The organism is Polaromonas aquatica (assembly GCF_050626995.1).
GTDB lineage: Bacteria > Pseudomonadota > Gammaproteobacteria > Burkholderiales > Burkholderiaceae_C > Polaromonas > Polaromonas aquatica_A.
Genome location: NZ_CP192467.1, coordinates 745,758 through 764,649 on the forward strand (window position 1 = coordinate 745,758; position 18,892 = coordinate 764,649).

22 protein-coding genes are annotated in these 18,892 nt (G+C 60.4%); 2 read left to right on the forward strand and 20 right to left on the reverse strand.

Translation table 11 applies throughout. The features are described 5' to 3' along the window. Positions 1 to 210: 210 nt before the first annotated feature. From ACQ4MS_RS03685 to ACQ4MS_RS03755, 15 genes are all read right to left on the reverse strand, one after another. The gene (locus ACQ4MS_RS03685) at positions 211 to 1,674 is read right to left on the reverse strand and encodes a DegQ family serine endoprotease (RefSeq protein WP_431097805.1); all 1,464 of its coding nucleotides are present in this window, start codon (positions 1,672 to 1,674) and stop codon (positions 211 to 213) included. Positions 1,675 to 1,797: 123 nt separating this feature from the next. Beyond that, positions 1,798 to 2,769, reverse strand: a complete 972-nt coding sequence (locus tag ACQ4MS_RS03690) for a MucB/RseB C-terminal domain-containing protein (protein ID WP_431097806.1) — start codon at positions 2,767 to 2,769, stop codon at positions 1,798 to 1,800. A 90-nt stretch (positions 2,770 to 2,859) separates the two neighbouring features. After that, a complete protein-coding gene (locus ACQ4MS_RS03695) occupies positions 2,860 to 3,465 on the reverse strand; it encodes a sigma-E factor negative regulatory protein (RefSeq protein ID WP_431097808.1) in 606 nt (201 codons plus the stop codon). A gap of 107 nt (positions 3,466 to 3,572) precedes the next feature. Further along, complete coding sequence (rpoE, locus tag ACQ4MS_RS03700) at positions 3,573 to 4,217, reverse strand: RNA polymerase sigma factor RpoE (RefSeq protein WP_431097809.1); 645 nt, start codon at positions 4,215 to 4,217, stop codon at positions 3,573 to 3,575. Then, on the reverse strand, positions 4,214 to 4,756 hold the full coding sequence (locus ACQ4MS_RS03705) for a hypothetical protein (protein ID WP_431097811.1): 543 nt from the start codon (positions 4,754 to 4,756) through the stop codon (positions 4,214 to 4,216). The genes rpoE and ACQ4MS_RS03705 overlap by 4 nt, the downstream gene beginning before the upstream one ends. A gap of 28 nt (positions 4,757 to 4,784) precedes the next feature. Next, the gene (gene fabF / locus ACQ4MS_RS03710; protein ID WP_431097812.1) at positions 4,785 to 6,029 is read right to left on the reverse strand and encodes a beta-ketoacyl-ACP synthase II; all 1,245 of its coding nucleotides are present in this window, start codon (positions 6,027 to 6,029) and stop codon (positions 4,785 to 4,787) included. 84 nt (positions 6,030 to 6,113) lie between these two features. Continuing rightward, positions 6,114 to 6,353: an acyl carrier protein gene (acpP, locus tag ACQ4MS_RS03715; protein ID WP_007873885.1), complete on the reverse strand. Its 240-nt coding sequence runs from the start codon at positions 6,351 to 6,353 to the stop codon at positions 6,114 to 6,116. 157 nt (positions 6,354 to 6,510) lie between these two features. Beyond that, complete coding sequence (gene fabG / locus ACQ4MS_RS03720) at positions 6,511 to 7,257, reverse strand: 3-oxoacyl-ACP reductase FabG (RefSeq protein WP_431097814.1); 747 nt, start codon at positions 7,255 to 7,257, stop codon at positions 6,511 to 6,513. Then, complete coding sequence (fabD, locus tag ACQ4MS_RS03725) at positions 7,254 to 8,204, reverse strand: ACP S-malonyltransferase (RefSeq protein ID WP_431097816.1); 951 nt, start codon at positions 8,202 to 8,204, stop codon at positions 7,254 to 7,256. The genes fabG and fabD overlap by 4 nt, the downstream gene beginning before the upstream one ends. 92 nt (positions 8,205 to 8,296) lie before the next feature. Continuing rightward, positions 8,297 to 8,938: a hypothetical protein gene (locus tag ACQ4MS_RS03730; protein ID WP_431097817.1), complete on the reverse strand. Its 642-nt coding sequence runs from the start codon at positions 8,936 to 8,938 to the stop codon at positions 8,297 to 8,299. Beyond that, positions 8,919 to 10,265: a sialidase family protein gene (locus tag ACQ4MS_RS03735; protein ID WP_431097818.1), complete on the reverse strand. Its 1,347-nt coding sequence runs from the start codon at positions 10,263 to 10,265 to the stop codon at positions 8,919 to 8,921. The genes ACQ4MS_RS03730 and ACQ4MS_RS03735 overlap by 20 nt, the downstream gene beginning before the upstream one ends. Positions 10,266 to 10,309: 44 nt before the next feature. Continuing rightward, entirely contained in the window at positions 10,310 to 11,287 is a 978-nt protein-coding gene (locus ACQ4MS_RS03740) for a beta-ketoacyl-ACP synthase III (RefSeq protein ID WP_431097819.1), read from the reverse strand. Further along, positions 11,287 to 12,402, reverse strand: a complete 1,116-nt coding sequence (gene plsX / locus ACQ4MS_RS03745; protein WP_431097820.1) for a phosphate acyltransferase PlsX — start codon at positions 12,400 to 12,402, stop codon at positions 11,287 to 11,289. Before plsX ends, ACQ4MS_RS03740 begins: the two co-directional genes overlap by 1 nt. An 85-nt stretch (positions 12,403 to 12,487) precedes the next feature. Continuing rightward, positions 12,488 to 12,670 carry a 50S ribosomal protein L32 gene (rpmF, locus tag ACQ4MS_RS03750; protein ID WP_007873878.1) on the reverse strand — a complete coding sequence of 61 codons (183 nt, stop codon included), beginning with the start codon at positions 12,668 to 12,670 and terminating at the stop codon, positions 12,488 to 12,490. Positions 12,671 to 12,907: 237 nt separating this feature from the next. Continuing rightward, positions 12,908 to 13,459 (reverse strand): YceD family protein, encoded by a 552-nt coding sequence (locus ACQ4MS_RS03755; RefSeq protein ID WP_431097822.1) that lies wholly within the window; start codon positions 13,457 to 13,459, stop codon positions 12,908 to 12,910. 25 nt (positions 13,460 to 13,484) lie between these two features. Here ACQ4MS_RS03755 and ACQ4MS_RS03760 point away from each other — a divergent pair, with 25 nt between their 5' ends. Further along, a complete protein-coding gene (locus ACQ4MS_RS03760; protein WP_431097824.1) occupies positions 13,485 to 14,141 on the forward strand; it encodes a Maf family nucleotide pyrophosphatase in 657 nt (218 codons plus the stop codon). Beyond that, positions 14,138 to 14,905 carry an SAM-dependent methyltransferase gene (locus tag ACQ4MS_RS03765; protein WP_431097825.1) on the forward strand — a complete coding sequence of 256 codons (768 nt, stop codon included), beginning with the start codon at positions 14,138 to 14,140 and terminating at the stop codon, positions 14,903 to 14,905. The genes ACQ4MS_RS03760 and ACQ4MS_RS03765 overlap by 4 nt, the downstream gene beginning before the upstream one ends. Positions 14,906 to 14,967: 62 nt before the next feature. On the opposite strand, the gene ACQ4MS_RS03770 is transcribed toward ACQ4MS_RS03765, so the two are convergent. The 5 genes from ACQ4MS_RS03770 to ACQ4MS_RS03790 form a co-directional block, all read right to left on the reverse strand. Next, on the reverse strand, positions 14,968 to 16,026 hold the full coding sequence (locus tag ACQ4MS_RS03770) for a S49 family peptidase (RefSeq protein ID WP_431097827.1): 1,059 nt from the start codon (positions 16,024 to 16,026) through the stop codon (positions 14,968 to 14,970). 21 nt (positions 16,027 to 16,047) lie between these two features. Next, a complete protein-coding gene (locus ACQ4MS_RS03775; RefSeq protein WP_431097828.1) occupies positions 16,048 to 16,413 on the reverse strand; it encodes a Rieske (2Fe-2S) protein in 366 nt (121 codons plus the stop codon). A gap of 33 nt (positions 16,414 to 16,446) precedes the next feature. Continuing rightward, positions 16,447 to 17,106 (reverse strand): HAD family hydrolase, encoded by a 660-nt coding sequence (locus ACQ4MS_RS03780; RefSeq protein WP_431097829.1) that lies wholly within the window; start codon positions 17,104 to 17,106, stop codon positions 16,447 to 16,449. A 64-nt stretch (positions 17,107 to 17,170) separates the two neighbouring features. After that, the gene (locus tag ACQ4MS_RS03785) at positions 17,171 to 17,785 is read right to left on the reverse strand and encodes a hypothetical protein (protein ID WP_431097830.1); all 615 of its coding nucleotides are present in this window, start codon (positions 17,783 to 17,785) and stop codon (positions 17,171 to 17,173) included. Beyond that, the gene (locus tag ACQ4MS_RS03790; RefSeq protein ID WP_431097831.1) at positions 17,782 to 18,879 is read right to left on the reverse strand and encodes an RluA family pseudouridine synthase; all 1,098 of its coding nucleotides are present in this window, start codon (positions 18,877 to 18,879) and stop codon (positions 17,782 to 17,784) included. The genes ACQ4MS_RS03785 and ACQ4MS_RS03790 overlap by 4 nt, the downstream gene beginning before the upstream one ends. Positions 18,880 to 18,892: the final 13 nt, after the last annotated feature.

The following is an 18,892-nucleotide window of genomic DNA, read 5'->3' on the forward strand; positions in this document are numbered from 1 at the left end:
CTACCGAAAATGGTCCATGGAGCATTTAATTGTGAGCATTCACTAACAATAAGTAGACTCACTTCCTCGCAAAAATATATTTTGCGAAGCGACAAATTCCCGCCCCAAATGGCAAAACCCCCATAGCCCGGCAGGGTATGGGGGCAAACTGCTTCATTGCCGCTCTTGCCGCGTCGCCGCAAGAGTCTCATTTCATTGTCGATGAATGGCTTAGCGAGAAGGCCTGATCAACGCATATTGTGCCCACTCGCCCCGGCGGAACAGTACGTTGATGGCTTTGGACTTGTCGATTTTGGCGAGGGCTGCTTCAAACTCTTTGACGCTGGTGATTTCGGAGTTGGCAATCGCAACAATTACGTCACCCTCTTTCAGGCCAGCTCGTGCAGCAGACCCTTCGGCCGAGTCCACCTTGACGCCGCCCTTGATCTTGAGCTCTTTCTTCTGTGCATCGGGCACTTCGCTCACGGCCAGACCCAAAGCCTGGGCGGCGCCCGCTACGGGGGGTTTGGGTTCGGGGCCTGCCGAAGCCTTACGTGCGGGTTTCTCAGCCTCGACCTCTCCGATCGTGACGGAAAGATCCTTGCTGGCGCCACGCCTGAAAACAGTCACCACGGCCTTGGTGCCCGGTTTCACGTTGCCGACCATGCGCGGCAGGTCGCTGGATTTTTCAATCGGCTTGCCGTCAAACCTGATGATGATGTCCCCAGCTTCTATGCCCGCTTTTTCCGCAGGTGCACCGCTTTCAACACCCCTCACCAAGGCGCCCTGAGCCTTGCCCAGACCAATTGACTCCGCCACTTCCTTGGTGACCTGGTCGATCTGCACGCCAATGCGGCCCCGCGTGACCTTGCCGCTCGTGCGCAACTGATCGGACACGCGTGCCGCTTCGTCTATCGGAATGGAAAATGAAATCCCCTGGAAGCCACCAGAGCGCGAATAGATCTGGCTATTGATACCCACCACCTCACCGCGCATGTTGATAAGGGGCCCACCGGAGTTACCGGGGTTAATGGCCACATCGGTCTGAATAAAAGGCAGGTAATCGCCGGTATCCCGCTGCTTGGCACTCACGATCCCCGCGGTCACGGTGTTTTCCAGGCCAAATGGCGAGCCAATGGCCATCACCCATTCCCCCACCTTGAGGCGGTTGATATCGCCAATTTTGACGGCGGGTAACCCCGTCGCCTCGATCTTGACGACGGCAACGTCGCTGCGTTTGTCGGTGCCGATAATCTTGGCCTTGAATTCGCGCTTGTCGGTCAGGGTGACAAGAACTTCGTCGGCGCCCTCCACCACGTGGGCGTTGGTCATGACAAAGCCGTCTGCCGTCAGGATGAAGCCGGATCCCACGCCGCGTGGCTGGTCTTCGTCGGGCTGAGGGCTGCGATCAGGCCGGGGGGCACGTGGCATGTTGGGAGGAACCGGGATGCCAAAGCGCTTGAAGAATTCCAGCATCTGCTCATCTGCGCTTCCGGGGGCCGCGGCCTTGGCTTTCTCAAGGGTGCGAATGTTGACCACCGAAGGGCCCACCTGCTCAACCAGGTCCGTGAAATCCGGCAGTGTGCGGCTCTGCGCCCACGCCGGCGAAGCGGGCACCAGCGTACAGACTGCGGTAGCAGCTACGACGATAGCTGTCAGGCAGGAGCGCAATGGTTTCCAGTTCAATTCAAGCATCATCAGCCTCGTCATAAATGTTGGTTATCTGGCAATCATCCCGGCAGCAAATAGCGTCACTGCCTGCGAAAAAATCTGTTGCATCTGGCCGCCCAAGGAATCCTTGGGGTATGCCTGTATTTATTATTTCCTGCGCTCCAGCCCATTGGCAAAAAGCTTCAAGGTGACCATCGGAACCTCGCCCATCACAGTGACCCAATAGGCGTCCAGTTGCCGGGTAATCGTCTGGGTGGCGCCCATCGTGAGACTAGATTCCCTGTCATGGCGTTGCCGGTCGAACGGCTCCACAAAGATGGACACCGACGCCAACCCGTCGGAAAATATCCACTGCAGAGGCTCTTCACCGGCCACGGAGCTGGTCGGCGCCTGTGCAGTAGCAGGACGTTTGTAGCAGCTCATGGGTTTGAAACCTGCAACCGGCGCCTTCAACAGCCAGCCTTCCGCACTGGCCGTGGTCTTCACCAGGACAGGTTTTTCCACGCGGTAGCCGTCAATCTTGCCCATCATGTGAAGGAGTTTGTCCATCTTGACGGGCGCATCGAGCTGCAGCTCCGAAAAAGCCGCCTGCTCCAGCACCTTGCCGTCGGTATCCAGAGTCTGCAGCTTCACGACCAAGCCTTTTTTCTGCTCGGTCCAGACGCGGTAACCAAACCGCATATTGTCTTTGGGTACCAGCACCACGATATCGGCCTCGACGCCTGCGACACGTTCAGTGCCTTCCTGCCGTACCTTGTAGTAATCGGCGATCCGGTTGTCGGTTGACTGCAGCAGCTGGGGGAACATGCCCAGTGATTCACGCTTTTCGCTGCGGACCACCTTGTGGTCCGGCATGAAGGTCACCACCTGGTCGTTGTGCCGGAAGATCGAGCGCGGCGCACCCGTGAGTGTTTCAACCCGCTCCATCTGCTGATCGCCTTCGCAGACATGCCATATCTTGGCGCTGGACATGGCGCCGCCGGAGGAGACGACAAAAGTGCCGACATACGAGCGCTTCTTTGAAGCCTCGTGCATGCGCATCAGCCAATCGTTGATGTTTCGGGATTCAACGGGAGCTGCAACAGCGGTCGACGGCACCTGTGCCGCTACAAAATTCATAGCTAATAGCGCACATCCTGGAAGGGCTATAAGGCGAAAGAGCTTGAATTTCATGGTATTTCGGACACCCTGGAGGAAGCCGGCACCCGCTCAGCGCCCCGCATTGTGTGGTATTTCAAAGGTGGCATTTCGCAAAAACCCTGAAGGCTCCTGCAAGGCAGATGTGCCCCCCAGTTGCTTATGCGCAGCCAATAACTCTTCAAGCCGGGCATCTCGTACCATGGGGCCCTGCGGCGACGCGACCACTAACTGTTGCGATGCCGGTGCCATTACAAGCTGCTGCGTACTGGCAGGCTCCAGCAGACCGCTGGCATTCCAGGCGATCGCGGCAACCGCGGCAAGTGACGCAACTCCCGCCACCAACTTCCACCGAAAGTCACTTTGGTTGGCGGCCTGCGCGCGGGGATACTGCACTTCCACAGGTGTCTGCACAACTTCCACACCTGTTGCGGCAACGTACGGACGCGTATTGAACGAAGACTCTTGGGCAAGACGTTGGTTCAGGCGTTTCAGAAATGCCATGTCAGCGCCCCGGGCCTGGATCGCAGGAGATCGCAGCGTATCGCCAATCAGGTGATAGGTGTCCCACGCAACGACGGCTGAATCGTCGTGACAGCTGGCATGGAGCGCGGCAGCAAAGTCTTCTCCACTCAATTGACCATCGGCCAAGGCAGACATGAGTTCGTTGGTTTTCATGGACGATTTCATGATATTTATGGGCAACGCGGCTGCCGTCCGGGTGGGCTGAAAAGACCTGATGTGACACATGGGTTCATGAATGGCTCCTAAGTGAGGCCGCTTGCTTACCAGCGCTTGCCGCTCTGGTTTTCCAGCAAGGGCTTGACCTTCTGGGAAATCGCTTCGCGTGCCCTGAATATCCGGGACCGCACCGTCCCTATAGGGCAATCCATGGCTTCAGAAATTTCTTCATAGCTCAACCCTTCAATTTCACGCAAGGTGATGGCTTGGCGAAGTTCCTCCGGCAAAGCTTCCATGGCGGTATTGATAATTTCCGCAATTTCCTTGCTGGCCAGCACGGCTTCCGGCGTTTCCGAGCTTGTTAGTTCGTTTTCCAGCGGGGAAGTTTCATCGCTTTCATCGCTTTGGCCCGATTTGAAGGAATTTTCAGAAACGGTGGGATCCCGTTTGAGGTCCATGAGGGCCTTTTTTGCGGTATTTACCGCAATCCGGTAAAGCCAGGTGTAAAACTGAGCCTCGCCCCTGAACTGCGCCAAAGCTCTGTAAGCCCGGATAAACGTCTCTTGGGCAATATCCTCCACGAGGTCCACATCGCGCACCATGCGGCCAATGAGGCGCTGGATGCGCCGCTGATACTTGATAACCAGCAGTTCATACGCTTTTTGGTCACCCGCGACTGTGCGCTCCACCAGCATCGCGTCGCTGTCTGTCGCATTCTCCGCTTGTACAGGAGGCAGGTCAGCACTCATGGGTGTTTTTGCGTGGTATCAGCAGGGCGCATAGCCCCCGATACTGCCACAGCCGGCGCAAGATCGAACTGCAGATAGTCGTGCTGCGATGATGCTGGAGACAACTTGTGCGGAGAGTACACCGCACGACGCAGATCCAGCCAGCGCTCCGGCATGGCGCTGCGCGCCACCCACATCCACAATCGCTTATGGGTTTGGTTTTCAAGCCGGAGCAGCAGCACATGCTGGAAATCGATAACAACCGAGAGTTCGTACTCCGCAACTCCTGCCTGGTAGCCTGGGCTTTCCCAGCGCCAGGTTTCCCCACTCCATGCAAGCTGGCCGATGGGCGAGCTTTGCCAGCCAATGCGAGCCGCAACGCCGGCCCCCAATACAGAAGCCACCGCAAGGCCGACTCGCCAATCCAGCGAATGGATCCCAGAAAAACACCAGAACGCGGTTAAAAGCAGGCCGGACAGCCAGATACCCAAAATCACGATCCCCAGAAAACGCGAACGCTCCAGCGGATAAATAACCGGTGGAGCGTTATGCGAAGTCAAGACGAGGTGATTGTGCGCGTGAGTCGAATCAAGCGCGCTTGAAAACCAGCGTGCCGTTGGTACCGCCAAAGCCGAAGTTGTTTTTGACGGCAACTTCAATCTTGGCGTCACGCGCGGTATTGGCGCAGTAATCGAGGTCGCACTCGGGATCCTGGTTGAAGATGTTGATGGTCGGCGGGATCTTCTGGTGATACAGCGAGAGCACGGTAAACACCGATTCGATACCGCCCGCCCCGCCCAGCAGGTGACCGGTCATGGACTTGGTGGAGCTGACTACCAAATCCTTGGCGTGGCCGCCGAAGGCCGCCTTGATGGCATTGGTTTCGTTCAGGTCACCCAGCGGCGTGGATGTGCCATGCGCGTTGAGGTATTGGACGTCGTCGGCGTTGACACCGGCGTTCTTGAGGGCCATCACCATCGAGCGGCGCGGACCATCGACGTCGGGCGCGGTCATGTGGTACGCGTCGGCGCTCATGCCGAAGCCGGTCAGCTCAGCGTAAATCTTGGCGCCGCGCGCCTTGGCATGTTCGTATTCTTCGAGCACCAGCACGCCGCCGCCCTCACCCAGCACAAAACCGTCGCGGTCTTTATCCCAGGGGCGCGAGGCTGTTTTCGGGTCTTCATTGCGGGTGGACAGGGCGCGAGCGGCCGCGAAGCCACCTATGCCCAGCGGAGACACGCAGGACTCCGCGCCACCCGCGACCATCACGTCGCAATCACCGTATTCGATCATGCGGGCCGACAGGCCGATCGCATGAAGGCCGGTGGTGCAGGCCGTGACGACCGCGATGTTGGGACCCTTGAAGCCAAATTTAATGGATACATGCCCGGAAATCATATTGATGATCGAGGCAGGCACAAAAAAAGGTGAGATACGGCGCGGGCCGCGATTCACCAATTCCGAATGCATCTGCTCGATCATGGGCAGGCCGCCAATGCCCGAGCCGATATTGCAGCCGATGCGCGTGGCCATTTCGTCGCTTAACGCCTCGCCGGTCGGCAGGCCGCTATCGGCCACCGCCTGGAAAGCCGCGGCCAGTCCCAGGTGGATAAAGCGGTCCATGTGCCGGGCTTCTTTTTCGGGGATGTAATCCGCGATGTTGAAATCCTTGACCTCGCCGGCGAATTTGCAGGCGAGGTTGCTGGCATCAAACCCGGTGACAAGGTCAATGCCGGGATTGCCGGCAAGAAGATTGGCCCAGGACTCGGCCACGGTATTACCTACCGGGCTGACGCAACCCAGACCTGTCACGACGACACGACGACGGCTCATTCAGAAATCCTGAAAAGAACCTGAAAAGGCCCTGTGGCTTTTCAGGCTTGATGACGGCAGAGTCACAGGCGAAAACCTGCGGCCTCAGGCCTTTTGATGGGTGTTCGCGTAGTCAATCGCGTTCTGGACGGTGGTGATCTTCTCGGCGTCTTCGTCGGGAATCTCGATGCCGAACTCGTCTTCCAGAGCCATAACCAGTTCTACGGTGTCAAGGGAGTCTGCGCCCAGATCGGCCACAAAGGCCTTTTCGTTGGTGACCTGGCCTTCTTCCACGCCGAGTTGTTCGGCAATGATTTTCTTAACACGTGCTTCGATATCGCTCATAGTTCCCTCTGAGGGTTGTAAATTAATCCGTGATTTTACCGCGTTAGAGTCGTTTCCCTAAGCACCGCGCCGGACGGATAAAAACCGGCTTCGATTTCCTGTGTTTTACCACTGTCAACCCGCGGTTTTCATGAAACCCCGGGTTGACGGCCAAGGCCTACATATACATGCCGCCGTTGACGTGAATCTCCTGGCCGGTGATGTAAGCCGCCTGCGGGCTGGCCACAAAGGCCACAGCGTGCGCAATGTCTTGCGGCTTGCCCAGGTGGCCTAGCGGAATCTGCCCCAGCAGCGCTTTTTGCTGTTCTTCGGGCAGGCCGGCGGTCATGTCGGTCTCGATAAAGCCGGGCGCCACGCAATTGACGGTGATATTGCGCGAACCGAGTTCACGCGCCAGCGCGCGCGTCATGCCAGCCACGCCGGCCTTGGCGGCCGCGTAATTGGATTGGCCCGCGTTGCCCGAGGCGCCAACCACCGAGGTGATGCTGATGATGCGACCGTAGCGCTGCTTCATCATGGTGCGCATGACCGCGCGGCTCATGCGAAACACGGCCTTGAGGTTGGTGTCCAGCACCGCATCCCAGTCGTCATCCTTGAGGCGCATCGCGAGCATGTCGCGCGTGATGCCCGCGTTGTTGACCAGCACCTGCAGGCCGCCGTGCTCCTTGACGATGGTCTCGATCAGCGCTTCGGCGGCGGTGGCGTCGTTCACGTTCAGGTTTTTGCCGGCGCAACCCGGGAAAGCCGCGAGGGCCTGGCCGATCCTGGCCGCGCCTTCGTCGCTGGTCGCCGTGCCGATGACCTTCAGGCCGTTCTGGGCCAACTCGAGTGCGATGGCCGCGCCGATTCCGCGCGACGCTCCCGTGACCAGCGCGACCTGGCCTTCAAATTTCACTTCGCTCATGCCAGTAACTCCTTCACTTCCGCCAGCGAGGCGGGATCAAACAGGGCGACGCCGGTCAATTCGGGGTCGATTCTTTTGGCCATGCCGGCCAGTACTTTGCCCGGCCCGCACTCGACCAGCGTTGTAAGGCCGCGCGCCTTGATGGCCTGCACGCACTCCACCCAGCGCACCGGGCCGAAAGCCTGACCATACAGTGCTGTGCGGATGCGGTCCGCGTCGGTTTCGACGGCCACTTCGATGTTGTTGATGACCGGGATTTGCGGCGCCGCGAAATCGACGGCGGCCAGCTTTTCGCGCAGCTTCTCGGCCGCGGGTTTCATCAGGCTGGAATGGAAAGGCGCCGACACCGGCAAAGGCAAGGCGCGCTTGGCGCCGTTCGCCTTGAGCACTTCGCAGGCTTTCTCGACCGCGGCCTTGCTGCCCGCGATAACGGTCTGCATCGGGTCGTTGAAATTGACGGCTTCCACCACTTCGGAAGTATTGGCGCCGAAGCTGCGCGCGGCTTCGGCGCAGCCTTCGATCACTTTGAAGGCTTCCATGCCGAGGATGGCCGCCATCGCGCCCACACCGACCGGCACGGCATCCTGCATGGCCTGCGCACGAAAGCGCACCAGCGGCGCGGCCTGTGCGAGTGTCAGCACGCCGGAAGCCACCAGCGCGGAGTATTCGCCCAGCGAGTGGCCCGCCACGGCGGCCGGCGCGGCGCCGGTCTCGGCCATCCAGGCGCGGTAGGCCGCCACGCCGGCGACCAGCATCACGGGCTGCGTGTTGGTGGTCAGCGCCAGCGCCTCCTTGGGGCCTTCCTTGATCAGCCGGCCGATATCCTCGCCGAGTGCCTCGGAGGCTTCGGCCAGCGTCTGTGTGACCACCGGATGGTCGCCCCAGGCGTCCAGCATGCCGACCGACTGCGAGCCCTGGCCGGGAAAAACAATAGCAAACGATTTCAAATGATTACTCCATGGGTCGAATTCTCGGATCGCTGAAAAGCATCCGCCTGCATTTTAAGAAGATGAACAGCCACTTTTTAAAACGCGGCCGGTCAGGCTGAAGATGGCATGGCGCCACGACGCGCAACCCCCAGCCGCGCAAGCCCCCAGCCAATCGCCGATTTGATGCACTGGTAGATCGCCGCAACGGCCAGCCAGGGATCGATAAGGTAGTCCCACAAATTGATGGACTCCAGCGCGCCCGCCACCCAAGCCAGCAGTGCCAGGCCCACCAATGCGGGCAACAGCCGAAACCCTTGTGCCCAGCAGGCAAGCGACAGCACCAGAAGCGTCGCCCAGAGCGCCCAAGACCCCCAGCCTACCCGGTAGGCATCCCAATCGCCCCACCCCAGGGCCAACGGATACAGGAACAAGGCGCCGGCCGCGAAGGCCAGGTTCACTGACACGCGCTCGCGCTGCGCCACTAACGGGAAGCCGCGCAGGCGCTGGTACATGCCCAGGCAAGCGACGGCCACCAGGGAAATGCTCAGGTCCGAACTGATGCCGCGCACATAAGCCACGAGCGGCAAACGGGCGGGGCCGACCGGGCACCACAGCAGTACAAACACTGCGGCAGTAAAAACTTTTGCCCACGGCGTGACGCCGCGTCGCCAGCTCAGCAGGCGCAGGCAACCGGCGCTGAGCACCAGGTTGATGCCGAGCAAGGCGATCAGATCATTTGCCGGGGGAAACATGGCCGGGCGCCGCTTGTGCGGCCTCAAGAGTTTGCAAAGGGTCCAACCGCACATGCTTGATGCGCGTGCGGTGCCAGGTATAGACCAGGTGCAGGTAGCCGTCGCGGCTTTGCAGCAGATAGGGGTAGGAAAACTCCTGGGAGCAGCTCTGGCCGCCGCACAGCTGGCGTCGGGCGCTGGCCACATAGTCCCGGGCTTCATCGTCACGGGTGCCGCGGGCCTTGAGTTCCTGCGTCAGCAGTCGCTCGTAGTCAGCGAGGGACGTACGAGCCCGGAGATTGGCGGACGACTCCACCACCCATGGCGCCACGCCGTCAAACGAACCGCCTGCCCCCGTTTGCAGTAGAGCCAGGATTTCGCGGTCCCGGGGCGCCGGGTTCAGGGCCAGCCATTGCGTGCCGGTGTTCGTCACGGCGCCGGCCAAAGCGGAGTCAGGGTTGGGCCAGAGGCTGGCATGAGTGGTCGACCAGGTCTTGCCGGCATCGGTGGTGCCTGAAGTCATCAGTGCCCTGGCATTGCCCGAGCGCATATAAACCTGGGCCTTTTCCGGCCCTGAAACCAGTACAACCGGCTGCAGGCCGGTGCGGCTGCCAGGAATGCGGATTTTGTCGACGACCTGCCCCTGCGCATTGATACGCAGGACTTCGCCGAATTTGGTGACGAACTCGTGGTACACCGGCAAGCCGGTTTCACCGTTCCCGAAACTGACCGGAGCGCCTTTGACCAGTGTGCTGATGTTCAGGAAAGGCGAAGTCACCAGGCGGCGCGGTGCGCTCCAGGTTACGCCCTCGTCGGTGGAGCGTGCCCAGGTGATGGAACTGCCCGCCCATCCCCCCAGCGAAACATTGACCATCCACAGCGTCAGCGAGCCGTCGGGCGCGCGAGCGATCACCGGGTTGCCCAGCTTCTTGACGTAGCGCCAAAGGCCTTGCTGGAGAGTCTGGCGGTCAAACAAGGTGCTTTCCGCCCCCCAGCGCAAACCGGTGGCGTCCGTAACAGCGCTCTGGATGGTGACGTCCCCGGCACCTTCACGCGAGCCCGAGAACCAGACCGCCCGCAAGCGGCCATCGCGCAGCTCCACGAGGGACGCCGCATGCACGGCCTGGCCGGGGGACGATGAAACAAACTGCGCGTCAAAACGGAAGCGGCTGTCCGGCGAGCGTTGCTGCGCGGGCGGGGCTGTGCGTAATAGAGGCTTGATCGCTGGAGCAGCCACGAACGGTGAAGCCGGCGGTCGCTGCAGAATTTTCCATCCGGCCAGGGCGAAGGCCAGCACCAGCAAGGCTGCTGCGAAGCGCTCCGATACACCGGATAGTTTGAAATTCAATTGCCCACCTGTCTGTGAAAGCCTGGCGGATGGGTGGGAGCCGCTCAGTAGTTAAGAAGCACCGCACCCCAGGTAAAGCCACCGCCCACGCCTTCGAGCATGAGGGTGTCGCCTTTTTGGATCTTGCCGCTGCGCACAGCCACATCCAGAGCAAGCGGGATGGAGGCTGCGGAGGTATTGCCGTGCTGGTCGACGGTGACCACCAGCTTCTCGAGCGGCATCTTCAGTTTTTTGGCCGTGCTCTGCATGATGCGGATATTGGCCTGGTGCGGAATCAGCCAGTCGATGTCGGCGTCGGTCATGTTGGCCTTGGCCAGCGTGGCGCGAGCCGCGCTTTCGAGCACGCCCACGGCCAGCTTGAACACGGCCTGGCCGTCCATCTTGAGCAGGGGGTCGCCGAGAATCTGGCCGCCCGCAACATTGCCGGGCACGCAGAGAATGCCTACGTGCTTGCCGTCGGCATGCAAGTCGCTGGCGAGAATGCCGGGTGTCTCGGATGCTTCGAGCACCACGGCGCCGGCGCCGTCACCGAACAGCACGCAGGTGGTGCGGTCCGAAAAGTCCAGGATGCGCGAGAACACTTCTGCCCCGATCACCAGCGCTTTGCTGGCCGAACCGGTACGAATCATGGCGTCGGCCACGGTTAGGGCATAGACGAAGCCGCTGCACACTGCCTGCACGTCAAAAGCCGCGCAACCGGCGATGCCGAGCTTGTTCTGCAAAATGCAGGCGGCGGACGGAAACACCATGTCGGGCGTCGACGTCGCCACGATGATGAGATCGATGTCGGATGCCTGCAGGCCTGCGGCCTGCAGGGCGTTTTTGGCTGCTTCCACGCCCAGGTCGCTGCTGGTCACGTCGGGCGCGGCGAAGTGGCGGGCCCGGATGCCGGTACGCTCCACAATCCATTCGTCGGAAGTTTCCACGCCTCGGGTGGCTAGGTCGGCGGCCAGTTCGGCGTTGGTCAGTCGGCGCGGCGGTAAATAACTACCGGTGCCGGTGATGCGTGAGTAACGGGTCATTAATGAGTGGCCGGTGTTGAAACTGCTGAGTCAACTGGCATTGAGAAAGCCTCGGTAGGCGCATTAGGGGAAGGTGCCGCCTGCGCCGCCACCAACAGAGGGGCCGCATGGGCAATACGTTCGCGAACTCTCTCAAGCAAATTGTTCCGAGCCGCATCATAAGCCCGATTTAGCGCCCTCTCGAACGCGAAGGCATCGGCCGAGCCATGGCTCTTGAAGACCAGACCTTGCAGGCCCAGCAGCGCCGCACCGTTGTAACGCCTGTGATCAACCCGATTTTTAAATGCATTTAGCACCGGATAGGCAATGATGGCGGAAATTTTCGTGAAAATATTGCGAGAGAACTCAGCCTTCATAAAACCGCCAATCATGCTGGCCAAGCCCTCACTGGCCTTGAGCGCCACATTTCCTACGAAGCCATCACAGACGACGATATCCGTCGTTCCCTTGAAAATATCGTTGCCTTCGACATTTCCATAAAAATTCAAATCGCCGGAATTAGAAGCCGATCGCAGCAATTCTCCGGCTTTTTTGATCATTTCACTGCCTTTTATCGCTTCCTCACCGATATTGAGCAGCCCGACGCTGGGCGCGGCGTTGGTGGTGATGGCGGCTACCAGGGCAGAGCCCATTACGGCAAACTGCAGCAAGTGGTCTTCGGTGCAGTCGACATTGGCGCCAAGATCCAGCACCGTCGTGGCACCGCCCAGGGCATTGGGCAATTGGGTGGCGATTGCCGGGCGGTCTATGCCTTCCAGGGTTTTGAGGACATAGCGGGCAATCGCCATCAAGGCGCCGGTATTGCCGGCCGACACAGCCGCTTGGGCCGCGCCGTCCTTGACCTGGTTCATCGCGACCCGCATTGAGGAATTCTTTTTGCGCCGCAGGGCGATTTCGATGGGATCGTCCATGGTAACGATCTCGCTGGCCGGGACCATCTGGCAACGTGGATGGGCCAGGAGCCGGGCGTGCAGGGGGTGCGCCGCCAGCGCTTCGGGCTGGCCGACCAGGACTACAGCGGCGTCCGAGTGGCCATCCAGGAAAGCCAGGCTGGCCGGGATCGTCACGGCGGGGCCGATATCGCCGCCCATGGCATCGACAGCGATCCTGATCATGGGGCGACCGGTGCAGTCAAGAGGTGGAATTCAGGCAAAAGAAAGGCCCGCAGGATGAGTGCGGGCCCATGCTCAAAGCGTGGAATTACGCTTCGGATTTGGTTTTCAGCACCTTGCGGCCACGGTAGAAACCGGTGGGGCTGATGTGGTGGCGCAGGTGGGTTTCGCCGGTGGTGGATTCCACGGCAATGCCTGGCACGGTGAGTGCGTTGTGCGAACGGTGCATACCGCGCTTGGAAGGTGACTTTTTGTTCTGCTGGACGGCCATGATCCGCTCCTGATGGGGTGTAAGGTTGGTAAATTACGCACCAAATTCCGAGTTCAGACAGCTGGACCTGAATATCGGGCCGTGGCAGCCTGGGCGCCATGTCACCGTATTCACCGCATTGGTACGCGAAGCCTTTGATTATAGCTTGATGCGAGGCGTTTTTCATATTGCCCCCGTCAGGCGTCCAAATGTCCCGCGCTGGCTCAGCTTTTTCACCACAGAAATAGTACAAATTAACTACTTTTTGTTTTTAAGCTGCGCCAGCACCGCAAAAGGATTGGGCTTCTCGCTGGACGCCTCTCCGGCTTCGGGTTCTCCAAGGTCACCGGCCTGAAGCTTGGGGGCAACCGGGCATTTCTCATGCATGGGCACGAGTGGCAAAGCCATCAGTAACTCGTCTTCCAGCACCGCGAGCAAGTCGAATTGGGCCTCCATGACCAGCAAATCCTCTTCAGACTGATCGTCCTCCGCCATGGCAACTTCTTCGCTGGCCACAAAGCGGTACCACTGATTCACTTCGACCGGCGTCGCCACGGTACCCATGCAGCGCTGGCAAGTCAGCGGAACGATAGCCTCAGCCGTCAGATGCAGCCACACATCGTCCTCGGCACCCGGACGCGGGCGCAACTCTCCTGTCGCCTGCCATTTCACCACCGAATCGGGCTGCAGGCCTTGCGTTTCCTGCGCCAGGCGCTCCATATTTTGTAGCGGAGTAGTTTCGGCAAGTGCCGCGCCGTCCTGGGCGAAGGCTTTTATGTTGAGCCGGTTGGGCTGAAGGGATCTGGACATGGATGCAGTGTAAGAGAATCAAGGCATGAATCCTGTCCCCGACCTCCCCCTCATTTCCGGAAACGCCGGGCACAACCGCTCATTGATATTAGGATCAACCTCCCGCTATCGCCGTGAACTACTGCAGAGGCTTCAAGTTCCCTTTGAGGTGATGGCTCCCGATGTGGACGAGACGCCCCGTGACGGTGAGCCTCCTGCCGCACTTGCCGAACGGCTGGCCCTGGCCAAAGCCCGAGCAGTTGCTGCAGCATGCCCCGAGGCAGTCATCATCGGTTCCGACCAGGTCGCCGACCTCCACGGCCTGCCGCTCGGGAAACCCGGCACCCACGAAAAAGCGGTCGCCCAATTGCGCCAGATGAGGGGACAGACCGTTATTTTCCAAACGGCCGTAGCCGTGGTGTGCCTGGAGAACGGGTACCAGGCGCAAAGCCTGGCGGCGGTGAAGGTGAAATTCCGCGAATTGACGGATGATGAAATCGAAAACTACCTGCGCATCGAGCAGCCTTACGACTGCGCAGGCAGCGCCAAAAGCGAAGGCCTCGGCATTGCGCTGCTCGAATCCATTGACAGCGATGACCCGACGGCATTAGTCGGCCTCCCGCTGATCCGCACCTGCCGGATGATTCAGGCGGCTGGCGTCAAGCTCCTGTCAGGCGTCTCGAACAGCGGGAGCCGGCCGTGAACGCCGTCATCAAGGGCAAGCTCTACCTGGTACCCGCGCCGCTGGACTTTGGCTGCGACGTCCAGGCGCCGCTTCAGGACGTCATGCCGCTGCAAACGCTGCGGATTGCGTCACAGCTGACCCGGTGGATTTGCGAGAACGCCAAAAGCACGCGCGCCTATCTCAAAAGGATTGACGCGCTGCAGCCCCTGAGTGCGCCGCTGCAATCGCAACAAATTCAGGAGCTGCCACGTGAGGTCCACAAAAAGGGTGACCACACTGGCAATTTCGACGCACGCCCCTTGCTGAGGGCGGCCATGGAGGGCTGCAACATGGGTCTGGTCAGCGAGGCGGGCATGCCCGCGATTGCCGACCCGGGATCTTCCGTGGTGCGTGCTGCGCATGACCTCGGGCTGGAAGTTGTACCGCTGACGGGCCCGATGTCGCTGATGCTGGCGCTGGCTGCAAGCGGCCTCAACGGACAGAATTTTGCGTTCGCAGGTTACTTGCCCCAAACACCCGCCGAGCGGGTACAGCGCATACGTGAACTTGAATCACTGGCCCTGAAATCCGGGCAGGCCCAGCTCTTTATCGAAACGCCCTACCGCAATGCCGCCTTGTTTCAATCGCTGTTGCAGACGCTACAAGGAAACACCCGGCTGGCGTTGAGCTGCGGCCTGACAATGACCGCAGGCTGGTCGCGCAGCGCGCAGGTCAGCGGCTGGAAACGCGACAAGCCCCAGGCCCCGCTCGATTTACCAACCGTGTTTTGCATCGGCCGTTAAACAAAAAGCCCGCATGAGCGGGCTTTTTTCAGAGCCGGGGACCTGGCTCGCATGGGATCGTCTTAACGCAGTGCCGGCATCGCCTTGAAGGCCTTCATCGCGCCCTCACCCATTGCCGCACCAAATTTTTTGGCCAGGCGCTCGGCCACATTGTCGCGGCGTGTGTAGTCAATGATCTCTTCGGTCTTGACCACGTCGCGCGCCACATACTCCAGGTTGCCGAGCTGGTCGGCCAAGCCCAGCTCAACCGCCTGTTGCCCGCTCCAGAACAAGCCGCTGAACATCTCCGGGGTTTCCTTCAGGCGTTTGCCGCGACCGGCTTTGACCACTGTGATGAACTGCTGGTGAATCTGGTCCAGCATCGCCTGCGCAAAGACCTTCTGCTTTTCGCTTTGCGGGCTGAACGGATCCAGGAAGCCTTTGTTTTCGCCTGCCGTCAACAGCCGGCGCTCCACCCCCAGCTTGTCCATCAGGCCGGTGAATCCAAAGCCGTCCATCAGCACGCCTATGCTTCCCACAATACTGGCCTTGTCGACATAAATCTTGTCGGCGGACACGGCGATGTAATAAGCAGCAGATGCGCAAGTCTCTTCGACCACGGCATAAACCGGTTTCTGGTGCTTGGCTTTCAGGCGCAGGATTTCGTCATTCATCATGCCGGCCTGCACGGGGCTGCCGCCGGGGGAGTTGATGAGCAGGACGACGGCTTTGGCGCCGTCGTCTTCAAAGGCGGCACGCAGCGCCGCATTGACGAACTCGGCACTGGCATCAGCCCCGGCGGCGATCTCTCCCTTGATTTCCACCACAGCCGTGTGGGGCACGGTGGCATCGCTGGCGGGCGTGCCGCGGTGCAGCGCCATCCACACCAGCGCCACAAAAAATGCCAGCCAGGCCAGGCGCACAAAAGTCTTCCAGCGGCGCGTGGCCTTTTGCTCGTTCAACGATGCAAAAGCCAGTTTTTCCAGCGTGGCACGCTCCCAGCCTGGGGCGACTGTCGGGTCTGCTGCAGATTTTTTTGAGGCCGAATGCGGCGGCAGGGAGTCAGGCTGGTTAGGCCGGAAATCCGATTCGCGCAGCGAATCAGAGTCCATGGGAGGGTCGGGGCGATGGGGATCGTTCATGGGCACTAGTTTAGAGAGGTATTAGAACTGTAGCGGTTTGAGGTTGTAAGCAGAATGCCAGTAAACAACTCCCGCTGCTTCCGAAAGTTGAATTTTGACCAGTCCACCCTGGCATGGGCCGCCGGCACATTGGCCGGTGTCAGGCCGGTAGGCCGCGCCATGGCTGGCGCACAGAAGCCACCGTCCCTCGGCGTCGAACACCCGGTTCGGTTGCCAGTCCAGTTCCATCGCGACATGGGTGCAGCGATTAAGGTAGGCATGGACGACGCCTTCGAAACGGACGGCAAAGGCGCGGCAAGTCTGCCCTGCGAACACCACATCAAAAGGCACAGCCAGTCCGCCTTCCAGCAGATCGTGGGTATTGCATAACGCTTGCCGTTCATCCATGGACTTTTACCGCCAAAACCGTCTGAAGCCAATCTAGCCGTTGACCAGAAGCCAGTCGTGCAATTCCCGCACCGAATGCGCCACATGGCGCGGTGCCAGGACTCCAAATGTCTCCGGCTCATGCGCGCCGTAACTCACCCCCACACCGGCGCAGTCGGCATTGACCGCCATTTGCAGATCATGGGTGGTGTCCCCTACCATCAACACGCGTTCAGGCTCAACGCCGAACTCGGCCATCAGCTCGTGCAGCATCAGCGGGTCGGGTTTTCCGGCTGTCTCATCGGCGGTGCGTGATCCGTCAAACACACCCTTGAGTTCCACCGTACGCAGCACTTCGTCGAGGCCACGGCGCGACTTGCCGGTGGCCACGGCGAGCAGGTGGCCGCGTGCCTTCAGCTCGTCCAGCAGCGGTAGCACGCCGTCAAACAGGCTCAGGTCGTCATAGTGGGCGGCATAGTGGTGGCGGTAACGCTCGCCAAGTTGGGGATATTTTTCAGGCGGCACATCAGGCGCGGCGTGGGCCAGTGCCTGCATGAGCCCCAGGCCGATCACATAACCGGCCTCTTTGTCGGTGGGCACTGTACCGCCCACGTCGCGCACCGCGGCCTGGATGCAGCGCACGATGATCCTGGTGGAGTCAAACAGCGTGCCGTCCCAGTCGAAGGCAATCAGGTCGAAATTTCGGGTTTGCATGGCGATATTGTCTTAGGGAAGGCCCGTCCATACGCGCACAGGGACAAGCGTTGAAATGCAGATATCAGTTGGGCCGGCTTTTACCCAGCCACCACGACGAGAGCCCGTGAACTGCGCCTAACAAGACGCTTGCCAGGCTGAGTACCGTCAAGTGGAACAGTGGCCCATAGTTTTCAAGAAACCCCCGCCCCGTGTCGTCGAAGGGATGCCGGGTGCGGGGATTGTAAAAATACAGAGCATCCCATCCCTGCGTCATTGTCCCTGGATTCAAGGCCACAAACGCGCCCACACAAACCACCAGGCAGATTGCTGATCGGGAAACAACAAAACGAAATGCAGGCATGGCGTTCAAGGAAGGTATCACCCGCTCGTTCAGCAGCCAAAAAAACGTGGCGGCCAAAAGGGTGGGAAGCGGAAACAAAAGCATGGTTTCAACATACCCCCACGACATCCAGAACATGAACTCCGTCAGAAGCGGCCAAAAGATGACCGAGGGCACTTCGCTCCACCGGAATTCGCCGCGCCCAAGCTCACCAGCCACCAGGTAATACGCCACACCGTACAGGGCGGGACCGGCAAAGACAAACATCAACACTGTTCCGGCCAGGCCGCGGAGCTTCCCCCGGATTGGCTTGGCCGGGCTCTTGAAATCAAACGCTTCAGGAGCGTCGTGAATCATGTGGAAACCTGCGCCGGCAAAAACTGCTGCAACTCAGGCGGCAAAGGCGCCTGCAGGTGCACAACCTTGCGCAGCTTGGGATGGTTGAATTTGAGGCTCCAGGCGTGAAGAAACATGCGTTTGAGCGATGCCGTGCCCGGGGCGGACCGCTGCAGCGCCCGGTTCAATTCAAAGTCGCCGTATTTGTCGTCACCGGCAATCGGGTGTCCCTCATTCGACAGATGGACGCGGATCTGGTGCGTACGGCCGGTCTTGATGGTGACTTCCAGCAAAGTGAACGGTGTCGCCGGGGCCAGGGGGCTCGCGGGGAAAGTCGATTTCACCTTGACCAGCGTCACCGAACGCATGCCGTCGGGGTGTTCGTTAGGGACCACCTTCACGCGCCGCTCGCCGTCAGGTAACAGGTATTTGTGCAGCGCCTTGTCGATCACACGGTGGTTGGCCGGCCAGTCGCCGCCGACCAGGGCCAGGTAGACCTTGTCGGTTTCGCGTTCCCTGAACTGCTCCTGCAGCAGCTTGAGCGCCATGCGCCGCTTCGCGATCAGCAAGATCCCGCTGGTTTCGCGGTCCAGCCGGTGCACCAGTTCAAGGAAGTCGGCCTCCGGCCGCGCCATGCGCAGCTGTTCGATCACGCCAAAACTCACCCCGCTGCCGCCATGCACGGCCACACCCGCCGGTTTGTCGATGGCGAGCACGAAATCGTCTTCAAACAATATGGGGAATTCACGGGAAGGTGCGTAGCCGCCGGTGGTGGAACTGGCGCCATACCGGGCAATTTCCTGGGCCATGGCCTCGGCCTTTTGCCCGGCACGCTCCGAAGTGCGGACTGGCGGCAGGCGGACGATGTCACCGGCCTCCACACGCGTCTCAGCCTGCGCGCGGCCTTTGTTAACCCTCACTTCACCGCTGCGGATGATGCGGTAAACATGGGTTTTGGGCACGCCCTTGAGCTGGCGGATCAGGAAATTGTCCAGCCGTTGACCGGCGTAGTCTTCATCCACCGTCACCAGTGTGGCTTGCGGCGTGGCGGGGGCCGCCGCTGGGGGAATGGATGGTGCCGGGGTGGACGCGGCCACGGTCGCGGGTGGCCACACGGGTGTTTTCCCG